The organism is Streptomyces sp. NPDC058284 (assembly GCF_042881135.1).
In the GTDB taxonomy this organism is placed as follows: domain Bacteria; phylum Actinomycetota; class Actinomycetes; order Streptomycetales; family Streptomycetaceae; genus Streptomyces.
Window position 1 is genome coordinate 201,195 of sequence record NZ_JBHVYE010000013.1, and the last position, 23,596, is coordinate 224,790.

At 70.3% G+C, this 23,596-nt stretch carries 19 protein-coding genes and 3 pseudogenes; 13 read left to right on the top strand and 9 right to left on the bottom strand.

All coding sequences use genetic code 11. The features are described from left to right. Positions 1-105 precede the first annotated feature (105 nt). The 4 genes from ACFVYR_RS20020 to ACFVYR_RS20035 all read right to left on the bottom strand — a co-directional run bounded on the left by ACFVYR_RS20020 (position 106) and on the right by ACFVYR_RS20035 (position 5,607). Positions 106-3,561, bottom strand: coding sequence for a type ISP restriction/modification enzyme (locus ACFVYR_RS20020; protein WP_384260057.1), 3,456 nt, complete (start codon positions 3,559-3,561; stop codon positions 106-108). 192 nt (positions 3,562-3,753) lie between these two features. Next, positions 3,754-4,152 (bottom strand): type II toxin-antitoxin system VapC family toxin, encoded by a 399-nt coding sequence (locus tag ACFVYR_RS20025; RefSeq protein ID WP_384260056.1) that lies wholly within the window; start codon positions 4,150-4,152, stop codon positions 3,754-3,756. Continuing rightward, complete coding sequence (locus tag ACFVYR_RS20030; protein WP_384260053.1) at positions 4,149-4,436, bottom strand: hypothetical protein; 288 nt, start codon at positions 4,434-4,436, stop codon at positions 4,149-4,151. The genes ACFVYR_RS20025 and ACFVYR_RS20030 overlap by 4 nt, the downstream gene beginning before the upstream one ends. A 307-nt stretch (positions 4,437-4,743) precedes the next feature. Continuing rightward, complete coding sequence (locus tag ACFVYR_RS20035) at positions 4,744-5,607, bottom strand: winged helix-turn-helix domain-containing protein (RefSeq protein ID WP_384260051.1); 864 nt, start codon at positions 5,605-5,607, stop codon at positions 4,744-4,746. Positions 5,608-5,684: 77 nt separating this feature from the next. On the opposite strand from ACFVYR_RS20035, the gene ACFVYR_RS20040 reads away from it, so the two are divergent. The 4 genes and pseudogenes from ACFVYR_RS20040 (at position 5,685) to ACFVYR_RS20055 (ending at position 8,779) form a co-directional block, all read left to right on the top strand. Continuing rightward, positions 5,685-6,287, top strand: coding sequence for a hypothetical protein (locus ACFVYR_RS20040; RefSeq protein WP_384260049.1), 603 nt, complete (start codon positions 5,685-5,687; stop codon positions 6,285-6,287). A 243-nt stretch (positions 6,288-6,530) separates the two neighbouring features. Beyond that, a pseudogene (locus ACFVYR_RS20045) lies at positions 6,531-6,671 on the top strand (hemolysin III family protein); the annotation flags it as partial. Between the two features lie 286 nt (positions 6,672-6,957). Continuing rightward, a complete protein-coding gene (locus tag ACFVYR_RS20050; RefSeq protein ID WP_384260046.1) occupies positions 6,958-7,536 on the top strand; it encodes a DUF5994 family protein in 579 nt (192 codons plus the stop codon). Between the two features lie 355 nt (positions 7,537-7,891). Beyond that, entirely contained in the window at positions 7,892-8,779 is an 888-nt protein-coding gene (locus ACFVYR_RS20055; RefSeq protein WP_384260044.1) for a slipin family protein, read from the top strand. A 155-nt stretch (positions 8,780-8,934) separates the two neighbouring features. Here ACFVYR_RS20055 and ACFVYR_RS20060 read toward each other — a convergent pair whose 3' ends face one another. From ACFVYR_RS20060 to ACFVYR_RS20070, 3 genes and pseudogenes are all read right to left on the bottom strand, one after another. Next, positions 8,935-9,345 (bottom strand): STAS domain-containing protein, encoded by a 411-nt coding sequence (locus tag ACFVYR_RS20060; protein ID WP_384260041.1) that lies wholly within the window; start codon positions 9,343-9,345, stop codon positions 8,935-8,937. Between the two features lie 327 nt (positions 9,346-9,672). Further along, positions 9,673-10,070, bottom strand: a pseudogene (locus ACFVYR_RS20065) (DNA-binding protein). Then, on the bottom strand, positions 10,067-10,354 hold the full coding sequence (locus ACFVYR_RS20070; protein ID WP_384260039.1) for a hypothetical protein: 288 nt from the start codon (positions 10,352-10,354) through the stop codon (positions 10,067-10,069). The pseudogene ACFVYR_RS20065 and the gene ACFVYR_RS20070 overlap by 4 nt, the downstream one beginning before the upstream one ends. A gap of 296 nt (positions 10,355-10,650) precedes the next feature. Here ACFVYR_RS20070 and ACFVYR_RS20075 point away from each other — a divergent pair, with 296 nt between their 5' ends. The 7 genes and pseudogenes from ACFVYR_RS20075 to ACFVYR_RS20105 all read left to right on the top strand — a co-directional run. Further along, complete coding sequence (locus ACFVYR_RS20075) at positions 10,651-11,169, top strand: PLP-dependent transferase (protein ID WP_384260131.1); 519 nt, start codon at positions 10,651-10,653, stop codon at positions 11,167-11,169. Further along, on the top strand, positions 11,166-12,530 hold the full coding sequence (locus ACFVYR_RS20080) for an acetyl-CoA carboxylase biotin carboxylase subunit family protein (RefSeq protein WP_384260037.1): 1,365 nt from the start codon (positions 11,166-11,168) through the stop codon (positions 12,528-12,530). The genes ACFVYR_RS20075 and ACFVYR_RS20080 overlap by 4 nt, the downstream gene beginning before the upstream one ends. Then, the gene (locus ACFVYR_RS20085; RefSeq protein WP_384260035.1) at positions 12,527-13,825 is read left to right on the top strand and encodes an MFS transporter; all 1,299 of its coding nucleotides are present in this window, start codon (positions 12,527-12,529) and stop codon (positions 13,823-13,825) included. Before ACFVYR_RS20080 ends, ACFVYR_RS20085 begins: the two co-directional genes overlap by 4 nt. Further along, complete coding sequence (locus tag ACFVYR_RS20090; protein ID WP_384260032.1) at positions 13,822-14,328, top strand: alpha/beta fold hydrolase; 507 nt, start codon at positions 13,822-13,824, stop codon at positions 14,326-14,328. Before ACFVYR_RS20085 ends, ACFVYR_RS20090 begins: the two co-directional genes overlap by 4 nt. Then, entirely contained in the window at positions 14,325-14,567 is a 243-nt protein-coding gene (locus ACFVYR_RS20095; RefSeq protein WP_384260030.1) for a hypothetical protein, read from the top strand. Before ACFVYR_RS20090 ends, ACFVYR_RS20095 begins: the two co-directional genes overlap by 4 nt. Further along, positions 14,564-15,871: an AMP-binding protein gene (locus ACFVYR_RS20100; protein ID WP_384260027.1), complete on the top strand. Its 1,308-nt coding sequence runs from the start codon at positions 14,564-14,566 to the stop codon at positions 15,869-15,871. The genes ACFVYR_RS20095 and ACFVYR_RS20100 overlap by 4 nt, the downstream gene beginning before the upstream one ends. A gap of 18 nt (positions 15,872-15,889) precedes the next feature. Beyond that, positions 15,890-16,846: pseudogene (locus ACFVYR_RS20105) on the top strand (transposase); the annotation flags it as partial. A gap of 520 nt (positions 16,847-17,366) precedes the next feature. Here ACFVYR_RS20105 and ACFVYR_RS20110 read toward each other — a convergent pair. Then, the gene (locus ACFVYR_RS20110; RefSeq protein WP_384260024.1) at positions 17,367-19,244 is read right to left on the bottom strand and encodes a helix-turn-helix domain-containing protein; all 1,878 of its coding nucleotides are present in this window, start codon (positions 19,242-19,244) and stop codon (positions 17,367-17,369) included. Positions 19,245-19,576: 332 nt separating this feature from the next. On the opposite strand from ACFVYR_RS20110, the gene ACFVYR_RS20115 reads away from it, so the two are divergent. Beyond that, complete coding sequence (locus ACFVYR_RS20115; protein WP_384260022.1) at positions 19,577-19,966, top strand: hypothetical protein; 390 nt, start codon at positions 19,577-19,579, stop codon at positions 19,964-19,966. Positions 19,967-19,985: 19 nt separating this feature from the next. Further along, on the top strand, positions 19,986-22,133 hold the full coding sequence (gene pabB, locus ACFVYR_RS20120; RefSeq protein ID WP_384260019.1) for an aminodeoxychorismate synthase component I: 2,148 nt from the start codon (positions 19,986-19,988) through the stop codon (positions 22,131-22,133). A gap of 62 nt (positions 22,134-22,195) precedes the next feature. Here pabB and ACFVYR_RS20125 read toward each other — a convergent pair whose 3' ends face one another. Continuing rightward, the gene (locus tag ACFVYR_RS20125) at positions 22,196-23,128 is read right to left on the bottom strand and encodes a transaldolase family protein (RefSeq protein ID WP_384260016.1); all 933 of its coding nucleotides are present in this window, start codon (positions 23,126-23,128) and stop codon (positions 22,196-22,198) included. Positions 23,129-23,596: the final 468 nt, after the last annotated feature.

Genomic DNA, 23,596 nt, shown 5'->3' on the forward strand with positions numbered 1-23,596 from the left:
CTCGTCTACAGCTTGTCGATGAAGCACCGGACGGCTCGGCCAGGGGCGAACATCCAGGTGAGCCAGCGTTCCCACAGGCCATCCTTCTCGGCTGGGCCCCAACGGTCAGGCTGGACCGCGACGCCGCCGAGCGCGCCGGACGGGGTGTGTAGATGAGTGCGCTGTGGGCGGCGTGGTGTCTGCGGGGTCGTTCGGCAGGGATAGAGGCTCAACAGGGCCTGGCGGTTGGCCATCGACTGTGTCCATGCCAGGAAGAAATGCATGGTCCGGACCGGTACGAGCGTGCTGTGCGCGCTCGGGTACCGGGAGAATGTGGCGTCGGGCGAGTTCGGCGACGTCGATCAGGGGGGCGGTGACTATGCGGTTGAGGATCTCTGCCTGCTGAGGTTCTAGGTCTGTGAGGTGCCTGAGTACGGCAAGGACTTCAACGAGTTCCCGGCTCCAGTCGGGTTCCCAGCGCTCGGGGCGCTCACGGTCGAGTTCACTGGTTACTTTGCCGGCGGTGCGGTCACTGCGGTAGGCGAGCCAGCTGTCGAGCACGTTGCGCCCGCCCGTGGCGTAGTTGCGCATGCGTGGGGTGACGCCGGTGAAGATGCCGCCCTCGATGACTAGGTACTGGTGTTCGCTGTCGTAGCTGACGGCCGATGGGAGGGTGTCGGATACGACCCCGCGGGCGTACGTGATCTCGGGGTGCCGGCGCCGCCACCAGTTCGATGTGCCTGCCGGGCGGCCGTCGTCGGGGTTGATACAGCGTGCGCCGAATGTTGAGGCCCATAAGACGTGGCGTCCCACGCTGATTGCCTCGTGCCAGAGGTCGCTATCGGAGGTCAAGGGGACGCGTACGCCGAGGGAGTTGAGGTCGTCTGCATAGCGCTCGGTGAAGGTGGGATGGGCGGTGACAGCGGCGAGATACGCGAGCAAGTCCTCGGGGAGGACTTGCTCGAGGCCGTAAGAGTTGGCGAGGTGGGGTAACAGCCCTGGGGTGATGTTGGGGGTGCGGTCGGCGTGCATGAGCGGCAGGACGCGGCCACCGTTTCCATTGAAGTAGTGCATGTCAGGGATGAGGGCGGTGAAGAGCAGCGCCGGGCCGGTCTGTAGGCGCTGGGTGTGCTGTTCGACTACGAAGATTTGGCGGTCGATGTCGGCCTGCCACAGCTCGGGACGCGAGCGGTCGATGACGCGGCCGTCGGGTATGAGCCACTGGCGGTCCAGGGCCCTGCGGGCAATGCGTATCGGAGCGGGGCAAGGGCCTTGCTCGATGCGCAGGCGGATGGATGGGTGGGGATGTCCAGGGATCTGGAGGGCCTCCTTGTCCAGAGTGCGGTCGCCGGTCTCTTTGAACAGTTCTCGTTTCGTTGCGGGGTCGCGTTCTTGGACGAGGCGGTTCCAGCGTCGGCGCAGGACGGCTTGGGACGGACTGATGACCCAGTTCCGGTTGGGCTTGATGCCAGGCTTGCACCAGGGCATTAGCTCGGTGAGGGCTGGGAAAGTATCCCAGCCGTTCCGGGAAGCAGGTGTGAACGGGACGGGCTCGACAGGCCGAGAAGTGCGCCAGCCAGGCCCGTTGATATGCAGGTTGTGCAGTTGCTCCTCTTTGCCCTGGCGGGTGCCATGAACGGCTATGTAATGGACAGGCGCCAGTTCGTCTTGTCGCTCGCCTTGTCGGCGGACGAAGATGGCGATGGCCAACTCTTGCTGGACTCCAGGGAAGAAGCGGCTGTTGAGCGGGGGCCTTTTGGTTTCGGGTGTGAGGTCGATGACCCAGCCCTCGGTGCAGGTGCGCCGCAGGTAGGAACGCATGCCCTGGAAGCCGGCGCCGCGGATGAATCCGCCGGTGCTGACGAAACAGACCACGCCGTGGCGGTGATCGCCGTGCTGGTCGAAGACTTTGTGGGTGGCCCAGCGCCAGAAGTACGTGCACAGGCTCTTCAGTTTGTTCTCGTATACGCCAGCTGCACCGCGCAGCCGGAAGTCGTCCAGGGGCGGGGTGCCGCGGCCCAGCGAGCCCTTCTCTATCCATCCTCCCTGGCCCTCTGCCTGTTCGCGGTGGGGAGGGTTGCCGATGACGACGGTGATGCGTTCGTTGCGCTGGATGGTGCTGGCTGCCTCGGCGTCGTCACGTAGAGGACCCCACAAGGCGCCGTAGCGGTCGAAGAGTTCACTGGGCCGCCACGGATCGGCGAGGGTGTCGGCTAGATGCAGGCGCATGTCACGCAGCCGGACTCGGGCATTGAGGTGCCTGAGCATCTGCCCCACACGCATCTGAGCGACGGCAAAGGCGCCCATCTGCTTTTCGAATCCGATCAGTCGGCCTGCGAGTTCTTGCACGGATTCGGCGCGGAAGCCTTCGTTGCCACCTTCGGACCGTTTGCGGGCGACGAGGTCGATGATGCCGGTGCCAGTTCCCATCGACGGGTCGATGATGGACACACCGGGGTCGGCGAAGCCATCCGGACAGTCCAGAGTGGTCGCCAATACCTCATCAACCAGGCGGATCATCTCTGTCACCAGTGGGGCCGGGGTGTAGTAGGTGCCGGAGTCCTTGCGCAGCTCGGCGTCGTACTCCTGTAGGAAGTGCTCGTAGAGATGGATGTGGAAGCCAGGTTCGCCAGCGAGGGCACTTCTCCAGTCGATGGCGTCAATGACGCGGACGAGCATGTCCAGGCTGTCGCGGAATTCCCCCTCGACCTGGTCGGTGAGGATCTGCAAGGCACGACCCATGACGGAGTGCTCATCCCCGAGCCGTCGGCCTATCTCGTGCAAACTCACGCCAACCAGCGCCGTGTCGTTGCCTTCCGTGGTGTCGGAGCCGGCAAGCAGGAGAGCAAAGGTGACGGACTGTGCGTAGCGGTCAGCAAAGGTTGCGCGCTTGTCCCGGTCATCCGTGGTTGGGAAGAGATCAACTTCGAGTGTGGAGGCCAGGTCGGTGAACGGGCGTTGGTGGCGTGGAAGGCCCGCTTCGGCATCGAGGCGATCGTGAACGGCATCACGGAGAAGTGCGCACAGTGGGGCGACCCGGGAGACCACCTCCCGCATTGACATCAGCGGGTGGGGCTGCCAGCCGAAGAATTCGGAAAGCATCGTCTCGAAGGCGGACTCGCTGGCGACCGGCAGCCGTAGGCGGGAGCCAGCGCTGTGCAGATCGCCCTCGAAGTGGATGGTGTCGCCGTACTGCCGACCCGAGCGGTACATGATCCAGGTCTGGCCGTTTGTGTAGATCAGGTTGGGCAGTTTCGCCATGCCTTCCCATTGACGGCGATCACGCTGGTTCATGCCGCCGGGATGGATCGTGCTCTTGTCGGGGCTTTTCAGCTCGACATAGCCGACGATGTTGCGCGGTGTCTTTCCAATCCGCACCGCCAGGTCAGGGCGTATCCGGTGCGCGGCGACGGCCACCTCGGCATGGAGGACCGCTTGCAGTCCCAACACCCCTGCTGCGTCGACGAGAAGGGTTTCGACTGCTCGGCGGATCGCGGCTTCCTTCTGTCCGTGCAGCAACGCCTGCTTACACGTCGCACCGAATTCGCTGACGATTCTCCGAAACCGCTCCTTGCGCTGCATCCCGCCCCCCCGAGGTCAGCACACCTCCACGCCTTCTTCAACTCACGGTAATCACGGCATCACTTCTCGTCGAGGGCGCCTCCCAGGGTGAGTGTGCTGTGGGGTCCTGGCCCAACTTCATTCCGTGGGGCTGGTGGTGCGGGCGTCGGGCACCGTCAGCGAGGTTCGGCACTGATGCTTGCTCTGGCGGCGCTAGACCTTCTCGGTCGCGATCCGCGGGTGGTTGGCAGTGAGTGCGGCGATGTCCTCGACGTCTGAGGTCAGGATCGTGACGCGCCCGGGCTGGGCGAGGGCTGTGGCGCAGAGCATGGCGTCGATGGCGTACTTGTGGCCGTGTAGGCCAGCCGTGCGCAGCAGGGTGGCGGCGGACTGGGCGATGGCCTGGGTGACCGGCTCGACCCGCAGCCTGGACAGCGTCCACTTCAGCGCGGCGTCGTTGATCTTCGGGTGGATCACCTCGACGAGCACGGCGGTGGAAGTGAGGACGGGTAGGTCCGCGTCGCGGGCGGCGGTGAGCCACTCGTGGACCTCACGATCGCGCTGAACGGCCTTTGCCAAGCCCTCGCTATCCAGGACGAGGGCGCCGCTCACGCGGCAGCCCCGGTGTCAGAAGAGGGCGAACTTCCGTTGAGCTTCGCCCTCTTGCTGGCCACGGCCTCCGGATCGGCGGGGCCGTTGGCCTGATCGAAGTCGGCGATCAGCTCGTCCAGGTTGTCGCGCTCGATCTGGCGTTGGGCGGCCTTCTCCAGGTACGCGGATACGCCGCGCTTGCCCACCCGCTCGCGGATCGCCTGGAGGGTGCCGGCGGTGAGGGAGACGGAGATGCCGCTGCTGGGCCCGTCGCCGGGGGGGAAGTCGGTGTCGTCGTCAGCCATGACGCGAGTATGGCATTGCTAATGCCATACGGCGACCCTCGGAAATTGGAGCGTGCGTCAAGAGACCGCACGTAGCGCCCATAGCGCACACAGTGCACATCGGCATCGGGTCCGTTTTGCTCTTGATGCGCCGCTGACCTGCGGTTTCCTTTCACATGCTTTTGATTCACATCTTTCGATGACGCATCATGTGGAGTGCGTGGCGATTTTGGAGCCTGCGGAAAGGGCCGCTGACCGCTGACTTGCCGGTTCGCCCAGGATCAGTCCTCAAGCGCAGTGGCGTTGCCCTCGGCCGGACAGCACCATGTCAGCCGCGGGCTTCTTCCAGCAGGCCTGCCGCGTGTGCGGTCCGCTGGTACAACACGTGGCGCCCGTCTCTGACCTTGGTGACGAGGCGTGCGCGATGCAGGGCGCTGAGGTGGTAGGAGACGGTGCCCAGGGTGTATCCGGTCCGGGTGGCGAGTTCCGTGGTGGACCGGGGGGTTTCGAGGTCTGCCGGCAAGGCCGCTCGGGCGTTGCCGACCACTTGCGCGATCCTTCCGGACCTGCGACCCCTGCCGGCTCCGATCCGCCGGGTGGGGTAGTTGGAGGACGAACTGTCCGGGGGCGTCGACCTGGACGATGACGTCGCCCGCCGGTTGAGCACGCCGGGGGCGAGGACCAGGTTCCGGCCGGCGGCATCCATTTCGCCGTCCCACGACTTGGCGAGGGTGAGCGCGTCGCCTGCCCACTCCATGTCGGGGTGAAGTGCTCCGAGCGCCCGGCCGATGCCATGGGTGGCGATGGCGGTCGCGCGGTGGGCGATGTCCTGATCGATGAACGCGCGCAATTCGGGCCAGCCCTCGGAAAGGGCGTCCCGCCAGAAATCGATCTGCGCGATCTGCTCGTCGAGCAGGTCGCGACGGTGCGCGTCCGCCCCTGGCTGAGGGGTGAGCAGGTCAGGTGTGTACGTGTCGCCGTTGTACGGCAACAGGTCTGCGAGCAGGGCAACGTCCGGATGGGCAAGTGACGCGCGGGCGAGTGGTCCGGGATCTCCGAACACCGGGTGCCGTCCCGACGCGGCAGCGAGTTTCAACCCCGGTGTGCTGGATTCGAACTGGCTCGAATGCTTTCCGGCGCGAGGTCCACGCGTGGTTGAGTCGTGGTGCCGAACGACGGCAGCAATATGCACTGCCCGATCTGAGGCGGTTGCCTCCGCACCACGTGTGGTCGGGCACCCGTTACCCGAAGAACCTGGGAGTGATTGTCATGGTGAGACTGAAGGACACCTCGAAGGCGAAGAGCCGCACGAGGACGGTCGGCATGCGAGTTAAGCGAACGGGCGCAGGTTCGATAGTCGCCGTCACTGCCGTTCTCGGACTGAGTCTGGCAACCGTCGGCCCCGCCGCGGCTACGGGGCTCGGCCCCGCCGCGGCTAGGGACCTCGGCCCCGCCGCGGCTAGGGACCTCGGCCCCGCCGCGGCTGCGGATGTCGGCACCTGGCGTGCTTACGGCAACACGAATCCGATCACCTCCAGCCCCGACACGTGGAAGTGCGCCGGCAGCAAGACGGTCGCCGCCTCTGTGCTCGCGCAGGTCTGTGCGATCAGGTCGTCAGGCGGGGGCAGCGTCCGGGCGGCAGTGATCGTGCGCAACAACCGCTCCAGTCTCTACAGTGCGCGAGCAATCGTGGACTTGTATACCGCCGCCCCTGTCACTCCCCTGGGTCTCTGGGAGTGCGCCTCATCGGGAGTTGGGGCGAACTCGTGGTCCGTATGCTTCGGGAAAACTCTCAGCAAGCCCAGTTCGGTGAAGGTCAACTCGGCAGCGGAGCTCAATGATGTCGATCTCGGCACGTCACCGAACGCCTGAACCGAAGCCCATCGGGTGGCGTGAAACCTGCGCGTTGTGCCCGGTCACCCGCTCCTGAATCCCACCACAGCCGGATGGGGAGCGCGTCGAGGAATTCCACCGAGGTGATCAGTCGCTCCGCGCGGCTGATCACCTCATCGACGGCTCAGCACTATGAGGTGTCTGTGCGCTTCGTGGAGATCGTTGTCATGAGCAGCCGATGTGCTCCGCCTGGTGCGACATGAGCAGCAGGGTGCGGAGCGGGTGGCCGACCTGGCCGAACCGATCAAACCGAAGCTGCGAGGTTGGCTCCATGCCGGGATGGTCCCCGCCGCGCTGATCGCAGGCATTGTGCTCAGCTGCCTGGCTCCAACCTGGCAGGCGGCCGTGGCCTGCGTCGTGTACCTGTACGCCCCTCGCGGTGGTCCTCCTTCCGCCGGACCGCCGGACCGCCGGACCGCCGGACCGCCGGACCGCCGGACCGCCGGACCGCCGGACCGCCGGACCGCCGGACCGCCGGACCGTGCTGTGCGAACCCGGCTGCTTCGCACGGTCCGTTGCCCCTGACCGGGGAGTAGGCTGGAGACACCGAGAGCATGTCGTACACCGGCCATCGCGCCCTAGTCGTTCTCGGTGAGCAAATACACCGGCCACCTGCTTTCGGGCAGCTGGTTGGAGACGGGTTCGCGCCATGTCCGCGACCATCAGCCTTCTTCCACCGCCGCCCGCGGACCCCGCCGTAACGGCCGTCCGCCTCTCGCTGAAAGCCCCGGGCGCCCCTTGCGGCCTGCTGGACGGCGCGTGGTGGCCCCGCTCCCGCGATCTGCTGCGTGAACTGCCCGATCTGACCGACGTGCTGGACCCGCGCTGGGGGCGCATCACCCGCATCGCCGTCAATCCCACCCACTGGCCCGTGATCCCGCGCAAGGTGCCCGTCCACGGGCATGTGGTGAATGTCGGCTGGTTCACCACGGAGCTCGACCCGCACAAGGTCCTGCTGCTCTCCTACAGTGTCGGACGCTGGGACCTGCTGGTGATCCCACCTGAGACCCGCCCTGCCGCCGCCGCCCGGCTGATGGCCGCCGCGAGCTCCCCCACGGGGGCGGCCCTGACGGCGAGCGCACTGCTGGCCGCAGAGGAAGCCCGCCACGGCGACTCGTCCGCCGGCCGGATGCAGAGCCCCGAAGAGACGTGGGAGTACGAGGGCGGCGCGTCCTCGACCCACGCGGCCGCCATGACCCTGGCCGTCCGTCCGGGAACAGAGGCGTGATCGCCATGGATACGTCTATGACCGTCGGGGCCCTGCTGATCCTGGTCATGGGGGCGGCGTACGTTATCCAGCGGCTCGACGCCCAGCGCGCCGACAGGATCGCACTGCACCACTACAGCCGCTCTCAGCCCACCGGCCGAGGCGCTCGCGTAAGCACCGCCCGACCGCTCCCGAGCCTGCCCCGGCCGTCCTCCGCTCCCGAGCGCCGCGATCACCGGGACGGAGGCCGAGGGCGCCTGCGCCCACGCCGCCGCACCCACCGGGCACACGGGCAGCGCTGACCCGACGCACACTTCCTTCCTGGGACGTGCGGTCGACCGCACGATTGCACGGCCCCCGCCGAATAGAGGCGCACATGCAGCTCCTGATCATCCTCATCGTCGTCATCGGTCTGCTCGCCCTGCTGGGGCTCGCGATGGCCCTCAAGATCGTCAAGCAGTACGAGAAAGGGGTCCTCTTCCGGCTCGGACGCCTGGCCGGAACGCGAACTCCCGGACTGCGCGTCATCGTTCCGTTCGTCGACGTCCTGCACCGGGTGTCGCTGCGCGTCGTCACGATGCCGATCCAGTCGCAGGGCATCATCACCCGCGACAACGTCAGTGTCGACGTATCGGCCGTCGCGTACTTCCGCGTCGTGGACGCCGTGAAGTCGGTCGTCGCCATCGAGAACGTCCACGCCGCGACCAACCAGATCGCCCAGACCACCCTGCGCAAGGTCGTCGGCCGTCACACGCTGGACGAGACCCTGTCGGAGACCGACCGCATCAACCTCGACATCCGCGCGATCCTCGACGTCGCCACCGTCGAGTGGGGTGTGGAGGTCACCCTGGTCGAACTCAAGGACATCCAGCTGCCCGACGGCATGAAGCGCGCGATGGCCCGCCAGGCCGAGGCGGAGCGGGAGAAGAGGGCGAAGATCATCAACGCGGAAGGCGAATCGCTCGCCGCCGCGGCACTCGGAGACGCCTCGGACACCATGATGGCGCACCCCCTGGCCCTCCAGCTCCGCAACCTGCAGAGCCTCGTGGAGATCGGCGTCGACAAGAACACCACCGTCGTCTTCCCCGCCCCGCTGATGAGCACCATCGGCGAACTGGGCGCCTTCCTCAGCAGGGAGTCCGCAGCCGCCACGGCGGTGCCGACACCGGCTCCGCCCACACCTGCGGACCCGGCCGCCCTCGCCGAGTCGAGTCACGATCCCGGACCGAACCACAAGCCCGGCCCGGTCCCACAGCAGGTCTGACCCCGCGCCCTCGGCCCCTGCCCGCACCTCGACCAGGGCCAACTCCCGCTGGAGGCGCGGGCATCGACGATCCGCATGCTGCCGCACAGCTGGCCACAGAACGCCCATGTGACCGTGAACGCCGCCACGTGGTCCCGCCTTGCCCCGCCGGATCCTCATCGCCCATCACGGGATCCAGCTGCATCGGGCCGCCGGTCCGCACACGAACACCGTCTGCCTGACCAGGCTCTCGCGGGAAGGCCCTCGAGGACGTCGAAGTCGAATCCCAGCTCAGGGTGGTGCAGGATCCGCAGAGTGAGGGGGTGCGTGCAGATCAAACGAAGGCGCCCGTCGTGCGCGGAAGCGGCATCGCGGGCAACCGCGAGGACCGCGAGGCCCGTTCCGTCGATGAAGGCGACCTGCCGCAGGTCGACCAGCACATCCGGCCGCGCGCACGTGGTCAGTGGCGCCAACAGGGCACTGAGCGCCGGCGCCGTCAGCAGGTCGATCTCACCGTGCAGTGTGGCGACAACGCTGTGTCCATGCCTGTGGGTATCGAGCAGTGATGTGCGCGGAGGGTTGGGCATGACGCCCTCGATCCAGGGGGAGGTGCACGAATGGATGGGCTGAGAAAGCCCTCACCAGGGACCGGGGCCCGAGCCAACCACCTGAAGCTACGCCGCCGGGCGTGGAGGTGAAGCGGCTTGTGGGAACCCAGACTCGAACGAGTGAGGAGTAGGCATGCGTGTCCCGGCTGACAGCCAGGCGGGGCCGACTTGCCGTAGAGCGGCGCGGAGCCTTCGTTGTCTCCTTCGGACTGACCGCCGACGACGAGGTCGTGGTCGCCAGTACCTCATCGACCAGGCGGATCGGCGCTGGTGGCGTGTGGAGCGCTTGCGCTTGCGCCGGCGGCGCTAGACCTTCTCGTGGGCGATCCGCGCGTGGTCGGCGGTGAGCTCGGCGATGTCCTCGACATCCGAGGTCAGGATCGTGATGTGGCCGGGTGAGCGAGGACGGTGACGCAGAGCATGGCGTCGATGGCGTACTTGTGACCGTGCAGCCCGGCCGCGCGCAGCGGGGCGGCAGCGGACTGGGCGAGGGCTTGGGTGACGGGTTCGACTCGCAGCCGGGACAGCGTCCACTTCAAGGTCGTGTCATCGACCTTCGGGTGGATCACCTCGACGAGCACGGCGGCGGAGGTGACGACGGGGAGGTCCGCTTCACGGGCGGCGGTGAGCCACTCGTGAACCTCGCGGTCCCGCTGGACGGCCTTGCCCAAGCCCTCACTGTCGAGGACGAGGGCGCCGCTCACGCGGATGCCCCGGCTCCGGGAGTGGGGGTGGTTCCGGTGAGCTCGGCCCGCTTGGCGGCCACGGCGGCCGGCTCGGCCGGGCCGTTGACGTCGTCGAAGTCGGCGATCAGCTCGTCCAGGTTGTCGCGCTCGATCTGGCGTTGGGCGGCCCTCTCCAGGTACGCGGACACGCCGCGCTTGCCCACCCGCTCGCGGATTGCCTGGACAGTGCCGGCGGTGAGGGAGACGGAGACGCCGCTGCTGGGCCCGCCGTCGGGAGAGAGGCCAGTGTCGTCGTCGGCCATGCCACGAGTACGGCATTTCCAGTGCTATACCGCGACTGTCGGGGTTTGGAGGCGCCGATCGGCGCCCCTCCTCGTCTTCGTCAGTGCGAGCTGACTTACTGCGGCCCCCGAGACCGTCGACCCGGCAAGGAGATGACGAAGTAGTGGGTCGGCCGTGCCGGGGCGGGGACGTGCGCTTCTAGGTTCTCCGGCATGGATACAGACAGCGTTCTGGCCCTGGGGCTTCGTCGGGCCGGGGGCATGCGGCCGGCCGTGTTCCGAGGTCCGGATGCGGGTGCCTTTGCGAAGGCGGCGGACTGCGGCTCCTTCGCGACCTCGGCCCCGCCACCACACCGTTCACCAGCTTCCTGGTGCTGCAGGGCCTGGAGACACTCTCGCTGCGCATGGAACGGCACGTGAGCAACGCGTCCGAGCTCGCCCACTGGCTGGAGGGCCGCCCCGAGGTCTCGGCGGTCCACTACCCGGGACTGCCGTCCAGCCCGTGGCACGGCCTTGCGGGGAAGTACCTGCCGCGGAAAGCGGGCGGAGTCGTCTCCTTCGAGCTGGCCGGGGGGCGGGAAGCGGGCGCGCGGTTCATCGACGGCCTCGAACTCGTCAGCCACCTCGCCAACATCGGCGACGTACGCAGTCTCGCCATCCACCCGGCCAGTACGACGCACTACCAGCTGACGCCCGAACAGCAGCGGGCGGCGGGCGTCGCGCCCGGCCTCATCCGGTTCTCGACCGGCATCGAAGGCATCGAAGACATCACATCCGACCTGGCGACCGCGCTGGCGGCAGCCACCTCGGCACCCGGCCGAGCAACGAAGCAGTGAGGGCAGCAGCCGTGCAGCATCTGGTCTTTGTCGATACGAGCGTCCTGGGCCTGCGGGCCATGGAGTACGCCAAGGAGAGAGGGGACAGCGTCACCCTGCTGTGGTCGTCGCGGTACGACTTCATGCACACCCCCGCCACCCGTGCACGCTCCCGTGACCTCGCCGACCGAGCCGTCGAGGTCACGGAGCTCCATGACCCGCGGGCCGCGCTCCGGGCCCTGCGCGCCGCCGGTGTGCGCACGGACGGGATCGCGGGGGACGGGACCGACGGGGGCCGGATCGACGGGGGCCGGATCGACGGGGTGATCGCCACCCTGCACATGCTGGCCGAGCCTGCCGCACGGCTGGCCGAGCTGACCGGGGCCCGCGGTCCGTCGCTGCGCGGTGTGGCCGCCGCCCGGGACAAGGTGGCCTGCCGCCGCGTCCTGGACGAGCACGGCCTGCCCAACGTGCGGTACGCCGAGGTCACCGAGGCCGCAGCGGCGCTCGCCGCCGCCGCGGACATCGGCTTTCCGGTGGTCGTGAAGCCGGTCTGCGGGGTGGGCAAGAACGTCACCACGTTCGCCCGGTCGCCCGAGGACGTCGAGCGTCACTTCCAGGAGGCAGGGGACCGGCTCGATTCACTGGAGCAGGGGTTCGCCGTGGACCTCGACGACCGCTACATCGTCGAGGAGGTCGCCGTCGGACCGCTCTACTCGGTCGAGGTGGCCACGGACGGCACCACCTACACGCCACTCGTCACCGTGCGCCGCAAGCTGGGCCTCGGCAACCCGGTGCTCGAACTCGGCTCCACCGTGCCCTGTGGCCTGTCCCCGGCCGCCGAACGGGAACTCGGTGCCTACGCGGTCGACGTGTGCCGGGCCCTCGGCCTGGACCTGGGCCTCTTCCACGTCGAGGTGATCGGCACCGCGGACGGCCCCCGCCTGGTGGAGGTCAACCCGCGGATCGCGGGCGGCACCGTGCCCGAGGTCATCCGGGCGGCGACCGGCCGCGGCCTCTTCGAAGTCCTCGTCGACCTGTACGCCGGCGAGCCGCTGTCGCCCGAACCCTTCCCGGTCGAGACCGCCGCGAGCCACACCTTCCTGGCGGCCCAGGAGGACTGCGTCGTCCGCGACGACCTGCCCGCCGACTGGTTCGAGGCGTTCCGGCCCCGGCTGCACTCCGGGTCCACCAGCATCGGCCCCGGCTCCCGCCTGCTCGGCATGGAGGGCAACACCACCACGTACGGCGTCATCCGGGTGGTCGCCGAGGACGCCGCGCGCGCCGAGGCCGCCTGCGCGGAGCTGCGCGAGGAGATAGCCGAACTCCTCGGCTTCCCGATGGTGCCGCCGGCCCCCGGCCTGCTGGAGGCGTGCTCATGAGCACACGGTCCACCGAGGGCGCGGCGGAGGGGACGGCACCGGACACCGCGGCCGCGCGGCGCGCGCTGTTCACCTCACGCCGGTTCCTGGTGCTCTGGGCGGCCATGCTCGTCAGCTCCGCCGGTACGTTCTTCCTGCTGCTCACCGCCTCCTCCTGGCTGCTCACCGAGGGCGGCTCCGGCCTGGGCGCGGCGGCCGTCTTCGGCTTCCAGTGGATCCTGCCGGTCCTGCTGGTCGGTGTCGTCAGGAAGGTGTGCGAGGGGCCGCGGCTGCGCCGCACGGTCGTGTACGCCGAACTGGGCGGCGCCGCGGTCTCGTTGGCCATCGGCGTCTTCCTCGGCGCGGACCTGATCGTCGCGGTGCTCGGCTGCTTCCTGGTCCGCGGACTCCTGGAAGGCATCACCAAGACGGCCCGCGTGGTCTACGCACGTCAGCTCTTCGACGGTCCCGACCTCAAGCTCGCCTCGTACACCTTCAACAACTCCTACTACCTGGGGAGCGCGGCCGGCGGTGTCCTCGGCAGCCTGCTCGTCGGTGAGGTGTCGGTCGTCACCGCCGGGGCCGTCGACGCGGTCACCTTCACCCTCTCCGCCTGCTGCTACCGCTGGCTGCCCGCCGTCTCGGTCCCCCGCGCCGAGGGCACGGCACGGCGCGGACTGCCCGCCCAGGTCCGGGCCACTCTGAGCGGCCGGCGCGGCCTGGTCCGCGCGGTGGTGTATCTCGTCCTCGCGGTCGGGGTGTTCCAGGGCTTCCACAGCGCGGCCCGCACGGTGGTGCCGGTACGGCTGCTCGGGCAGGGCGAGAGCGGCGTGATGAATCTGCAGATCGTCGCGGGTGTCGCGCTCGTCCTCGGCGCGGTCACCGTCCCCGTGGCGCTGCGCCGCACGACGGCCCGCACGTACCAGGGGCTCGCGCTCAACGCCCTGACGGCCGCCGTGATGTTCCTGGTCTGTCTCACCGCACAGCCGTGGAGCCTGTACGCCGCGTACTTCGGCTTCCTCTTCCTCTTCGAGTTCGCCTTCACGGCGGCGCAGGGAGAGGTCGTGCAGAAGTGCCCGGCCGCCGACCTGGTGGCGCTGACCAGCTTCACCAACGCCCTCGGCACCGGCCTGCTGATCGTCTGCACCCTGCTCGCCGGAGCGCTCTTCGACGTCCTGGCGCTGTCCACCGTCGGCCTGCTGTACGCGGCCCTCGCCGTCGCCGCGGGGATCGCCCTGGAGGTCTTCCTGAAGACACGCCCGGTGCCCGCGCCGCCGGCGAAGGCTCCGGCCACGGAGGAGGTGAGCGCCGCATGACCGCCCTGGCACAACCGGTGCTCACCCCGTTCGGCCGGCAATCCGGAGCACTGAACACCGTGGTGTTCCACCCCGCGGGCGGCGGCCTCGGCCAGTACGTGACGCTGCTCTCCCGGCTGGCGCGGCGCGGCCCCGTCCACGGGGTGCGTGCGATGGGACTCGTACCGGGTGAGGAGCCGGGCCGCACGGTCGACGCCATGGTCGAGCGCTACCTCGGGCTCATCCGCGACCTGCCGGACCGTCCGAACCTGCTGGTCGGCTGGTCGCTCGGCGGGCTGCTCGCCTGGGAGGCCGGGACCCGGCTCGCCGCCGAAGGTCCCGCCCCCGCGGTCGTCATGATCGACAGCTTCGCCGAACCCTGGTCCGCGTACGGGAAACCGCGCGAGGGACTCCTCGCGGACATCCGACGCGGGGGACTGGTCCCGATGGGTCCCGCGGCCGCCGAGGCGGCGGGCCGCACCGCCGAGGCCCCCCCCTCGACGCCTGCTCCGTCCACCGCGTGACGAGCCGTCACCCCGGAGCCGTGCTGCTCATGTCCTGTGCGGGCCCGGAGCGTGCGCGGCAGATCGCCGACTGGCGGCGGCGGGCACCCCGGCTGACCGTCACCGAGCTGGACTGCGGCCACTTCGAGACCTTCGGCTCCGGGCACACCAGCACGGTCCTCCGCCACCTCGACACCTTCATCGACACCTGTGCCGGCGTGTCCGGCACCCGCCACCTCGCCCCAGAAGGAACACGATGAGCGCCCTACTGGACGACCTCGCCGACCGGCTGTCGCGGGCCAAGGTGCAGCACGTCCTCACCGACGCCTCGCTGACCGGCCGCTTCGCCGCGGTGCCGGGCGACTGGACCCGCATCGCCACGGGCGCCCGGGTCCCCGGCTGGCTGGCGTACGACGACTCGTGGACCGCGCCCACCGAGCGGTTCGTGCCGGACGTCCTCACCCGCGCCAGTGATCCGCTGTTCCTCTACTTCACCTCGGGCACCACCTCGCGGCCGAAGATGGTGGCGCACACCCACAGCAGCTATCCGGTGGGCCATCTGTCCGGCATGTTCTGGAACGGACTGCGACCCGGCGACACCCATCTGAACATCTCCGCGCCGGGCTGGGCCAAGCACGCCTGGAGCTCCTTCTTCGTGCCGTGGAACGCGGAGGCCACCGTCGTCGCGCTCACCGATCCGCGGCCCGCCGCCGTGGACATCCTCGACACACTGCGCACCCGGTCCGTGACCAGCTTCTGCGCCCCGCCCACCGTCTGGCGCGGCCTGCTCGCCGAAGGTCTCGGCGCGGTGCCGCCGGTGCTGCGGGAGGCGACCTGCGCCGGGGAGCCGCTGGAGGCGTCCCTCGTCGACCGGGTCGCGGGGGCCTGGGGCGTCCCGGTGCGGGACGGCTACGGCCAGACCGAGACCACCGCGCAGCTCGGCCACATATCCGGTGCCCGCACCACGCCCGGCACGATGGGCAGCGTCCTGCCGGGTTACGACGTGGTCGTCGTCGACCCCGCCTCCGGCCTGCCCACTGCGCCCGGCGCCACCGGCGAGCTGTGCCTGGAGCTGACGAACCGGCCCATGGGCCTGATGACCGGATACCTCGACGACGAGGAGAAGACCGCGCGGGCGTTCGCGGACGGCCGCTACCACACGGGGGACCTGGTCTCCCTGGGCGTCGACGGGGCGCTGCGCTACGCGGGCCGGGACGACGACATGTTCAAGTCGTTCGACCACCGCATCTCCCCGCTGGAGCTGGAGCGCGTGCTGCTGCGGCACCCCGCGGTGGCGCAGGCCGCCGTGGTCCCGGTGCCGGATCCCGTGGGCCTGTGGGTCCCGAAGGCCTTCGTGGTCCTCACCCCCGACTGGCTCGACCGGGACGGGGCGGCCGGGGCGCTGCTCGACTTCGCGGCCACCGAACTGCCGCCGGAGCAGGCCGTCAGAGTCGTCGAGATCGCCGTACGGCTGCCGATGACGGTGTCGGGCAAGGTGCGGCGCGCCGCACTGCGGGCGGCCGGAACGCTCGGGGAACCGGAGGTCCGCGCCGAGCTAGTCTGACGCCGCCGCCCGGCGGCCATGGTGGGTGGCCCACACCCCGATCCCCGTACGGTACCCGATTCGCCCCCTGACGCCGGACCCCCTGATGGGACGGCCACCGGTCACCGCCCCAACGGGGTGCCGGTGCCACATCGTCCGCGCCTCCTCCAGCGGCCACTGTGGTGCTCAGCCCGATGCCGTACACCGAGCCATAAGGGGGATCTCGTGGTTTCCACCGCACTCACGAGGCAGACAGAAGGTCATGGGGGTCATGGGGGGAGGGTGCAAGGTCCGGAGGGAAGGGCGCCCTCCCCGGCCTCGCGACCGGTTTCGGCCGCGCGACCGGCTTCGGCCTCGCAGCTGACGGAGTACGTGCTGCCGCACTCCCTGCACCGCAGGGACCAGCTCAGCAAGGGCGAGCAGTACGTGGGCGGGCTGCTCGCGGCACAGGGACGCAAGTCCATGCGCAACATCGCCGCCCTCCTCGGCGGCGGCGCCGCGGAGCAGAGCATGCACCACTTCATCAGCGCCTCGACCTGGGACTGGCGGCCCGCCAGGGAGGCACTCGCCCGCTACCTGCAGCGGAGCGCGCCGCCGAGCGCCTGGGTGGTGCGGCCGCACGTCATCCCCAAGGTGGGGGAGTGGTCGGTGGGCGTCGACCCCCGGGGCGACAGACGGGCGGGCGAGCCCTCCGGCGGCCAGTGCGCCTACGGCCTGTGGTCGGCGTCGGACGAGCTGAGCGTCCCGGTGAACTGGCGCCTCTTCCTGTCGGACCGGTGGACCGGGGACCAGACCCGCAGACGCCGTGCGGGCATCCCCACGGAAGTCATCGGCGCGACACCCGAGGAGTGCGCCACCGCGACCGCCATCGAGCCCCTGCGGAGCTGGCGGCTGCCGGCCCGGCCCGTGGTCTTCGACGTACCGGGAGCCGACGTGCGCCGCCTGGTCACCGGGTTCGACGCGATCTCCGTTCCGCTCATCGCCGGGGTCGGCTCGCTGACCGCCTGCGAAGTGGCCGCGCCCGCGATGCCCGGCTTCGGCTCCGGCCCGCTCACCGCCCGGCACATCCTGGAGTCGGTCAAGGGCCTGCGGCGCGCGGTGGAGTGGGTCGACCACGCCTCGGGGCGCCGGCACACCTCACTGGCCATGGCGATCCCTGTGGCCCTGCCCCGCCCCGACCGAGGGGCGGGGCGCGCGGGACTCGAAGGCCGGCCCTCCCTGCTCCTCCTCGGCGAGTGGGAGGACCCCCTGCTGCCGCCGACCCGCATCTGGCTCACCGACCTGACCCGGACGCCGGTCCCCGAACTGCTGCGCCTGACGAAACTGAGCGGCTGGACCGCGCACGGCGTGGACGGCCTGGGCGCACGGGTCGGCCTGCGGGACTTCGAGGGCCGGTCCTTCGGGGGCTGGCACCGCCACATGACGCTGGCCTCCGTCGCGCACGCCGTCGCCGCACTGTCGGACGAGGCCCCCTCCAGGGCCCGGACCTGCGCCTCCGTCGTCCTGGGACGACGGGTCAGCGTCGCGCCGTCAGGCCGCCGCCCCGTGCGCGTACCGTGTGCCGGATCCGGTTCAGCCGGAGCGCGATCTGCACCTCGAGACGCTGCGTCGAGTCCTGCCAGCGTTCACCGAGCAGTTCGGTGATCCGCTCCAGCCTGCGGGCCACCGTGTTGGGGTGGACGTGCAGGGCGTCGGCGGTGCGGGTGGCGCTGCCGCCGAGGGAGAAGTAGGTCTCCAGGGTCCGGGTGAGCTCGGTGCCCTGCTGGGCGTCGTACTCCAGGACCGGCCCTATGGCGTCCGTGATGAACCCTCCCGCGTTGGGCTCGTCCGACAACAGCAGCCCCAAGAAGCCCAGTTCGCGCGATGATGCGGCACCGCCCGCCGAGCCGAGCGCGGTCAGCGCGTCCAGGCAGCGCTGCGCCTCAAGGAAGGCCTCCGAGAGCGCCTGCGCGGACGTGACGGGCCCCGCGCTGCCCACCGTCACCGGATGCCCGAGCGCCGCGGCGAACTCCGTCGCCACGGCCTGGCCGGTGGCCCCGGCGTCGGCGCCCGGCAGCAGAAGCACGATCCCGTCCGGCTCCACGCTCTTCAGGCCGGAGCGCTGATGCGCGTACGAGGACGCCCAGAAGGCCCCCCTGCCCTGCGGGTCGTTCTCGGGACGGGCCACGACCAGGACATGCGGCACGCTCAGGTCGACGGCGAGCCTGCGGGCGCGGTCGGCCAACTGCCGTGCGGACAACTGCTCCCCGTGGATCAGGTCCTGGAACACCTCGCTGCGCACCTGGAGTTCGGCGAGGCTGGTGCTCTGCTGAAGGAGCAGGGAGACGGCGGCGACCCGTGCCGTCAGGGAGATGAGGTGCGTCTGCTGCTCGTCGAGCGGCCGTTCCGTGGCGAGGATCAGCGTGCCGAGCGGTTCCCCGCCCGCCAGGATCGGGCACACCCAGGTGCCGCCGGGGGTCATTACCGGCTGCCCTCCGGGATGCGCTGCCAAGGCGACCTTGCGGAGCTCCGCCTCGTCGAGCCCGGGGACCGGAGGGGCCGTCAGATCGGTGCCGCTGGGGTCGCGGACCAGGAACGTGCCCCCCAGCAGCTCACCGGCCTCGTCCACCAGCGTGTGCAGATCGCCGCCGCTCAGCACCAGGTCGATGAGCCTGGCGTAGACGAGGTTCAGCCGCTGCGCCGAGGCGTACGAGTCCTCGGCGCGGGAAGCGTCGAGCCGGAGCTCGCTCACCTCGTCCTGCGCCCGGCCCAGCCGTTGCGCCTTCTCGATCGCGACCGCCGCCAGGTCGCCGAGCGACGACATGAGGGTGATCTCGTCCGCCGTGAACGCCCGCACCTGCCGGTGCCCGACGTAGAGCACGCCCAGGATGGCGGCGTCCCGGCGCAGCGGCACCCCGAGCACGGCCCGCAGCCCTTCCGCCCGCACCGCGCCGTGCGTGGTGTCGGTGCGCGGGATCTCCGTCTCACTGAGGTAGTCGGCGGTCCACACGGGGGCAGCCCGCTCGGTCACCAGATTGCCGAGCCCGCCCGCGGTGGGCACCCGCATCCCCACGCTCACCATGCTGACGTGGCCGTCGGCCGCGTGCACCACCGACTCACCGCCCGCGGGGGAGTGGATCGACAGCCAGGCCATGTCGAGGCCGAGCAGGAAGCGGGCCCGGCGCGCGATGACGGTGAGCAGGCTGCTCAGATCGTACGGGCGGGTCAGCTCGCGGGCGGTGTCGATGAGCGCCGCGAGTCCGGTCTGCCGACTGTGCTGCCGGGACATCAGCTCCCGCACACCCAGCGCGAGGTCCCTGACCCGCTCCACCTGCTTCAGCCGCTCGGGCGGCGCTTCCGCGGCCAACAGGTCGAGTATCTCCACCATTTCATCGGTTGCGCTGCCCTGGTGCATGGTTCCTCCCCCGTTGTGGCCTTCCGGCCCGGCCCGTGCCGCGCCTTCGCCCACAACCGCAGAACCATAAAGAAGGGTCAACTTGAGGTCAACAGATTGTTGAAGTGAAGAACGCAGGTCAGGGCCGGGGCTCGGTGGCGAGGTCGCCGCTGGTGGCGGCTCGGCATGTCGCGGAGGCACCTTCCCGCGGCACTTTCAGGGCGGCAGGGTGATGCCCACACCCGGCGCTCACCCTCTGTCGCAGAGTCACCGGGGACAGCCCGTCGAACATGTCACTGTGCACCGACCGCACGCGGTCCGCCACGCCGTGACGGTGGGCGTTGAGGTCCGCGTTGCGCACCGAGCGCTTCGACACGGTCTCCTGGAGCTCCAACTACGTCCTGGCTCCCGAGGGTTACGAGTACCGCTCCATCCACGAGTGCGCCTACGTCGACGTCGGCTACCGCGCCCACTGCCGGTTCCTGGCCGAGGCCCCCGAGCGCCTGACGCCGCACGGCAGGGCCCTGCTCCACTTCAGCACCCGCGGGGACCTCGGCGCACTGCGCCGGATCGCCGACGAGTGCGGCCGGGAACTGCGCACGGCGGCCACCGTCGACGTACTCGAGGGCGTGTACGGCAGCGACCGGGTCGAGCACCTGCTCCTCGAAGTCGTCCCCACGGCCCCCAACGCCCCCGCGGCCCCCGTGGCCTCCGTCATCCCCGTCACCCCTGCCGTCCGCTGACTCCAGGAACAGATCACCCGTGCGCACTCTGCTCGTCGACAACTACGACTCCTTCACGTACAACCTCTTCCACCACGTCACCGAGGCGACCGGCAGCGAGCCCGTCGTGGTCCGCAACGACGACCCGCACTGGCGCGCCGGCATGCTGTCCGGCTTCGACGGCGTCATCATCTCGCCGGGCCCCGGAACCCCCGGCCGCCCCGGCGACTTCGGGATCTGCCGGGAGATCGTCGAGCGGACCGACCTGCCGCTGCTCGGCATCTGCCTCGGTCACCAGGGCATCGGCCTTGCCCATGGCGCGCGCGTCGGCCGGGCGCCGGAGCCGCGCCACGGACGGCTCTCCCCCGTCCTGCACGACGGGCAGGAGCTGTTCCGGGGACTGCCCTCGCCGTTCGATGCGGTCCGCTACCACTCCTTGGCGGTGACCGACCTGCCGGCCGCACTGGCCGCCACCGCGAGGACACCGGACGGCGTCCTGATGGGGCTGCGCCACCGGATCCGGCCGATGTGGGGCGCGCAGTTCCACCCGGAGTCCATCAGTACGGAGCACGGTCTCCAACTCATGCGCAACTTCGCCGAGTTGGCCCACAGGCGCGGACCGGGACGGCGGCCCGCGTCCGTGCGTGGCGGTCGGGTGGCCGTGCGCGGCGGCCACGTGGCCGCCGGTTTACCGCCCACGGCACCGGATGTACCGGCCCCGCGCAGGCTGCGGGCGCTGACCCGGCAGGTGCCGACCCGCTGGGGCGCGGAGGAGACGTACGACCGCCTGTTCCGTCCGCACGCGTACGCCTACTGGCTCGACAGCAGCCGCTTTGAGCCGGACCGCGGCAGGTTCTCGGTGATGGGCGACGCCTCGGGGCCGCTGGCCCGCGTGGCCACCGCCGACGTCGCGAGCGGCACGGTCTCCGTGGCCTCACGCGCGGGAACGGAGGTGGTCGGCGGCGCCTTCCTCGACTGGCTCGACCGGGACCTGCGCGGCATGGAGGTCCGACTCCCGTCGCTCCCGACGGACTTCGCCCTCGGCTGGGTCGGGTACCTCGGCTACGAACTCAAGGCCCAGTGCGGCGGCGAAGCGGCGCACCGCTCCCCGCAGCCCGACGCCGTCATGGTCTTCGCCGACCGTGCGCTGGTCCTCGACCACCTGACGGGCCTCACTCATCTGCTTGCCCTGGTCGATGACGGACCGGCCGATGACGGCCGGGCCGAGTGGACGGATGCCGCCGCCGACTGGCTGACGGCCACCGAAACCCTGCTCCGCGGCGCGCCCGCCCCGCCGCCCGCCGCACCCGTGCCACCCGCCGGCCCGCACGACCTCCGGCTCCGCCACGACCGCGCCGCCTACCTGGACCTGATCGACACCTGCCGGGAGGAACTGGCCGCGGGCGAGACGTACGAGGTCTGTCTCACCAACCAGGCACGGGTGGACGGGACGTTCGACCCGTGGGAGGGGTACCGGATGCTGCGCCGCGACCACCCCGCGCCGTTCGGGGCCCTGCTCCAGTTCGACGGGTTCTCGGTCCTGAGCACCTCGCCCGAACGCTTCCTGACGGTCTCCGCCGACGGGCTGATCGAGTCCAGGCCCATCAAGGGGACGAGACCACGCGGCGAGAGCCCGGAGCAGGACGCCGCACACGTCGCCGACCTGCTGGGCAGCGAGAAGGACCGCGCCGAGAACCTGATGATCGTCGACCTGGTCCGCAACGACATAGGGCGCTGTGCGCGACCCGGCAGCGTACGGGTCACCGGACTGTTCGAGGTGGAGACGTACGCCACCACGCACCAGCTGGTGAGCACCGTGCGGGGGCGGCTCGCCCCCGGCCGCACCGCCGTGGACTGTGTACGGGCGGCCTTCCCCGCAGGATCCATGACCGGCGCCCCGAAGGTGCGCACGATGCGCGTGCTCGACCGGCTCGAAGGCGGGGCGCGCGGTGTCTACTCCGGCGCGCTGGGCTACTTCTCCCTGTCGGGAGCCGCTGACCTGAGTGTCGTCATCCGGACCGCCGTGGTCACCGGCGACCGGGTCACCTACGGCGTCGGCGGCGCGATCGTCACGCTGTCCGACTCGGACGACGAGTTCGAGGAGACGATGGTGAAGGCGGCGCCGCTGCGGAGCCTGACGGGTGTGGGGCTTGCCGTGCACGGGCCCGACCCCCGGGCGGACGGCTGAGCGCTCCGCCCCCGCCCCCGCCCCCACCCCCACCCCCGCCCCTGCCCACGGCTCGGCAGCGGTCAGTGGGCGGTGGCGTGCCAGGCGTTCCTGCACCGGGTCAGCTCCGCCGCGAGCAGCTCCGAGGCGGTCCCCGGGCCGGCGCCGCTCGCGCCGCACAGCAGCAGTTCCTCCTCTCCTTCCCGCAGGCCCGGCATGGCGTCGCCCGTCAACTCCGCCCCGGAGGCCGCCGCTTCCAGCTCCGGTGCGGTGAGGGCGACCCCGGTGTTCCAGCCGATCAGCCGGGGCAGGTGGTGTGTCCGAAGCGACGCCCACAGCAGTGTTGGGGGAGCGACGCTGCCGGCCCGCAGCACCCGCCACCCGGTGTTCCGCAGGCGTCGTTCGCGGAGCGCGTACAGGAGCCGGGCCATCGCTACGCCGGAGGCGGCCGGTGCGCCGGCATCGTCCAAGAGGCCGACCGGACAGGTCAGGAAGGTCCTGGTCTCGACCGGAGCGGTGCCCGCGACCAGGGCACGCTCCATGCCTCGGAGCAGCGCGTCGAACACCCGGTCGGCCTGCTCGACCGCGCAGACCAGCGTGGCGTCGATGTTGATGCCCAGGGCGAGACACTCGCTCATCGCCTCCAGGCCCGCCTCGGTGGCCGGAATCTGGACCAGCAGATTCGGCCGGTCCACACGTGCCCAGAGGGACCGCGCGGCCCGTACGAGGCACGGAGCCTCGTCGGCGTACGCGGGATCGACCGGGGCCGACACCAGCCCGGACGACGAGCCGCCGGGTACGGACGCGGGTGCCTCCCGCACCCGCTCGCACAGGCGCCGCACCGCCTGCGGATCGGGCGGCACGTGAGCGGGGAGCAGCACACCGGCCGGGGTCCGGAGGGCGTGCGGGAGCTGGTCCGGTTCGGCGATGTGTGGTGCGCCTTCCACGGCCAGCCAGGACTGGACTCCTTCGGCGGCGAGTTGTTCCACGAGTCCGACAGCCCGTTGGCTCATCATGCGGCGGATCCTAGAGAGGGCCGCGCCGCCGGAACAGCGGACCCCGCAGGCTCTGTCAGGTCTGCGGGACACCGGGCCGAACCCGGGAGGAAACCGGGCGCACTCGCTCCGAACCCAGCCCGCCCCCGGGCCAGTTGACGAAGTCGCGGCCCGCGTCCTGCGCCGCCGCCCGCCGCGTACCTACTGTCTTGCCCATCGCCGACGAGCATGCGCCGGACACCTGCCCGGGCCGCGCTCCGAAAGCCGCCCACCACGGCGCGCCGCGTCTTCCCCTTCCGCTGAACCCGCTGCACCCGCTGACCCCGCCGCCGAACTCACCCTAGTACTGCAACGGTGCTTGTTCTGATTGCTGGGCAGTTGTCATGGGCTGTGCCCGCGTCGTTTGTAGTGACTGATGCGGGCTTGGTGTTGTCGTCTGCGGCGCCATGTCGACCAGTGCAGGATGTGGTCGGTCGGGGTGGGTCGGCG

Coding starts and splice junctions, on each gene's coding strand:
- ACFVYR_RS20030 (WP_384260053.1), bottom strand. CDS start 4,436: ATGGCTGACGACGACACCGACTTCCCCCCCGGCGACGGGCCCAGCAGC.
- ACFVYR_RS20110 (WP_384260024.1), bottom strand. CDS start 19,244: ATGCACCAGGGCAGCGCAACCGATGAAATGGTGGAGATACTCGACCTG.
- ACFVYR_RS20085 (WP_384260035.1), top strand. CDS start 12,527: ATGAGCACACGGTCCACCGAGGGCGCGGCGGAGGGGACGGCACCGGAC.
- ACFVYR_RS20090 (WP_384260032.1), top strand. CDS start 13,822: ATGACCGCCCTGGCACAACCGGTGCTCACCCCGTTCGGCCGGCAATCC.
- ACFVYR_RS20100 (WP_384260027.1), top strand. CDS start 14,564: ATGAGCGCCCTACTGGACGACCTCGCCGACCGGCTGTCGCGGGCCAAG.
- ACFVYR_RS20055 (WP_384260044.1), top strand. CDS start 7,892: ATGCAGCTCCTGATCATCCTCATCGTCGTCATCGGTCTGCTCGCCCTG.
- ACFVYR_RS20125 (WP_384260016.1), bottom strand. CDS start 23,128: ATGATGAGCCAACGGGCTGTCGGACTCGTGGAACAACTCGCCGCCGAA.
- ACFVYR_RS20050 (WP_384260046.1), top strand. CDS start 6,958: ATGTCCGCGACCATCAGCCTTCTTCCACCGCCGCCCGCGGACCCCGCC.
- ACFVYR_RS20060 (WP_384260041.1), bottom strand. CDS start 9,345: ATGCCCAACCCTCCGCGCACATCACTGCTCGATACCCACAGGCATGGA.
- ACFVYR_RS20020 (WP_384260057.1), bottom strand. CDS start 3,561: ATGCAGCGCAAGGAGCGGTTTCGGAGAATCGTCAGCGAATTCGGTGCG.
- ACFVYR_RS20070 (WP_384260039.1), bottom strand. CDS start 10,354: ATGGCCGACGACGACACTGGCCTCTCTCCCGACGGCGGGCCCAGCAGC.
- ACFVYR_RS20040 (WP_384260049.1), top strand. CDS start 5,685: ATGGTGAGACTGAAGGACACCTCGAAGGCGAAGAGCCGCACGAGGACG.